The following is a 2635-nucleotide window of genomic DNA, read 5'->3' as shown; positions in this document are numbered from 1 at the left end:
CACACATCTCGAGTGGGAATCGAAACGGCCCTGATTCGATCTCTGCGCGAGATCGAACCAGGGCCGCCGGTGACGAGGAGCAGATGCCTCGCCGAAGACTCACATGACGAGGACCCCGCGTTCCGCGATCTTGTGTTCGGCAAGATCCTGAAGCGCCTGGTTGACGTCGTCGAGACTGTAACGCGTGGCGTCGGCGTTGATTCCGTGTTCCTTCCACAGGCTGATGACCGAAGCCAAGTCGGCACGCGACCCGAGCGAGCTCGTACTCACCTGCACTTGCTGGTTCGGGTTCGTGTAGCCGAAGGGCAGAGTGCCGCCGCCGATTCCGACCAGGACGATCGCACCGCAGGGCGCGGTGACGCCGGCAGCGAGGGCGAGCGTGCTGTCCACTCCGACGAAGTCGATGACCGCGTCGACACCGAGGCCGTCACCGGACACGTTCAACAGCTGGCCGACAGCATCGTCGGAGGTGGAATCCACCGCCATGGAAGCCCCGATCGTGAGAGCGTGTTCGCGTTTGCCTGCGTCGATGTCCACAGCGACAATCCGTGCCGACGTCAGAGCCGACAAGTACTTGATCGCGAACTGACCCAATCCCCCGGCCCCGATCACGGCCACGCTTCGATCGGATTCGATCAGTCTGTCCAGGACCTTGGAGACAGCCCCATAGGCGGTCAGTCCGGCGTCGGTCAACGGCGCCGCCTCCACGGGGTCCAGGTCTCCGAGCGGAACAAGGTGCCGGGCGGCAGGAACGAGTAGGTAGTCCGCCCACCCTCCCGGCTGGGTCACGCCGACATAGCTGACGTTCGGGCAGATGTGCTCATGACCGGCCCTGCACACGCGGCAGGTGCCATCACCCCACCCCGGCCATACCGCTACGGCATCCCCCACCTCGAAGTCGGTCACGCCGTCGCCGAGCGCATGCACGTATCCGGTATTTTCGTGCCCGAGTGTCCATGGAAAATACGGCACGGAGGGCATTCCGGGTCCGGCGTTCTGGATAGTGACGTCCGAGTGGCACACACCGGACGCCGCGATTTTCACCACGACCTGCCCCGGCCCCGGCGTGGGGTCCGGGATCTCCTCGACGACGAGATCAGAGCCGGTGGACGGCAGTCGAGCAGCGCGCATGGGAATCCTTCCTTCGTATGGTGTTTGTTGCGCCAACCGTCGACATTCAGGCAGTGAACCGGTACCGAGCCAGACCCCGCACCCAGTAGGACGGCATCCACTCGGGATCCGACTCCAGCGGCTGCAGATCAGGGAACCGTGTCAGCAGTCCGCTGACGGCCTTCGCGCACATCATGCGGCCGAGCGGTGCACCGATGCAGTGGTGCGCGCCGGTGGCGAAGGACAGGTGCTTGTTGAGGTTGGGCCGGTCGAGGATGAACCGCTCCGGCTCGTCGAACACCGTGTCGTCGTGGTTGGCCGACGCGAGGTACGCGAACACCATGGATTCCGCCGGGATGGTGACGCCCGCGACCTCGACGTCGCGCGTGGAGGTCTGGAAGACCATCTGCACGGGTGAGTTCTGACGCAGCGTCTCCTGGACGGCTGCCAGAGCCCGGGTCGGATCGCGCCGCACCTCGGCCAGGATGTCCGGGTGCGTGAACAGGTTGTAGATCGTCGAGCTGATCAGGTGGGACGGCGTCTCGGAGCCGCCGAACTGCATCAACGCGACCAGACTCAAGATTTCGGTGGCGGTGAGGGTCTGGCTTTCTTCCTCGGCGCGAACAAGATCCGAGACCAGATCGGTCCCTGGATGGGTTCGACGGTATTCGATCTGCTCGGTGAAGTAGGCACGGAGTTCGGCGACGCTCTTGCTGATCTGGTCGAGCTCGTCCTGGGGAAGAACTCCGCGGCTGGGCGACTTCAACAGATCCATCGTCCAGCGCTTGAAGTCCTCCCGCACGTCCGGGTCCTCGACGCCGAGCAGGTCCGCGGTGACGTTGACCGGGACGTAGGCGGCGAAATCCGACACCAGATCGAATTCCGAGCGCTTGTTCTCCAGGTTGTCGAGCAACCTGTTGACCACGGCATCGACCTTCGGCTCCATGGACTTGATGGCACCCGGCCGGAAGCCGGCGTTGGCCAGGCGGCGGATGCGTGAATGCTCCGGCGGGTCCGTGGCGATGATGGACTTCACCTCGGGGACGGGATCGAACTCACCGAAGGCGCTCGTGGTGAAATCCTTGGCGGAGAATGTTTCCGGATGCTTGAAGGTGCTCTCCACATCGGCGTACCGGAAGATTCCCCACGCGCCGACCGACTCGAGATACTGCACCGGCGCGTTCTGGCGAAGTTCTTTGTAGAAGGGGTAAGGGTTCTGCTGAACCAGGTAGTCGAGCGGATCGAAACCGGTGGCGGTTGTCACCATAACCTCCAAATCAGGACCGGCAGACTCTTGTGAGTCGTGCTCGGGCGGTTCGTTCTGTGACGCACAACACGTACTGAAATAACGTAACCATAATCATGTTATCTGCGCAAGGTCGGTGCGCATTTCGAAGGAAACAAATAGTGAAATCCTCAGCGGGGAATGCGCTTTCGCACCCTGCGGCTGGACAGCACCACTCCCAGGGAACCGACTGGAAGTCGATCTTCCGCTCTGCCAGACGGCTTCGGTCCGAGACACGAG

The 2635-nt window shown here is 63.0% G+C and carries 2 protein-coding genes; both read right to left on the bottom strand.

The genetic code is table 11. The features are described 5' to 3' along the window. Window positions 1-99 precede the first annotated feature (99 nt). Window positions 100-1131 carry an NAD(P)-dependent alcohol dehydrogenase gene (locus ACFTZB_RS44875; protein WP_218273132.1) on the bottom strand — a complete coding sequence of 344 codons (1032 nt, stop codon included), beginning with the start codon at window positions 1129-1131 and terminating at the stop codon, window positions 100-102. Between the two features lie 46 nt (window positions 1132-1177). Beyond that, a complete protein-coding gene (locus tag ACFTZB_RS44870) occupies window positions 1178-2374 on the bottom strand; it encodes a cytochrome P450 (RefSeq protein WP_160100651.1) in 1197 nt (398 codons plus the stop codon). Between the last annotated feature and the right edge of the window lie 261 nt (window positions 2375-2635).

Source organism: Rhodococcus sp. NPDC057014 (genome assembly GCF_042673295.1).
In the GTDB taxonomy this organism is placed as follows: Bacteria; Actinomycetota; Actinomycetes; order Mycobacteriales; family Mycobacteriaceae; genus Rhodococcus_F.
Note: the sequence above shows the minus strand (reverse complement) of the source record. Positions and strands in the feature narration are given on the sequence as shown.

What these genes read in the sequence shown, in the direction of transcription:
- ACFTZB_RS44875 (WP_218273132.1), bottom strand. Translation starts at nt 1,131, where the DNA reads ATGCGCGCTGCTCGACTGCCGTCCACCGGCTCTGATCTCGTCGTCGAG.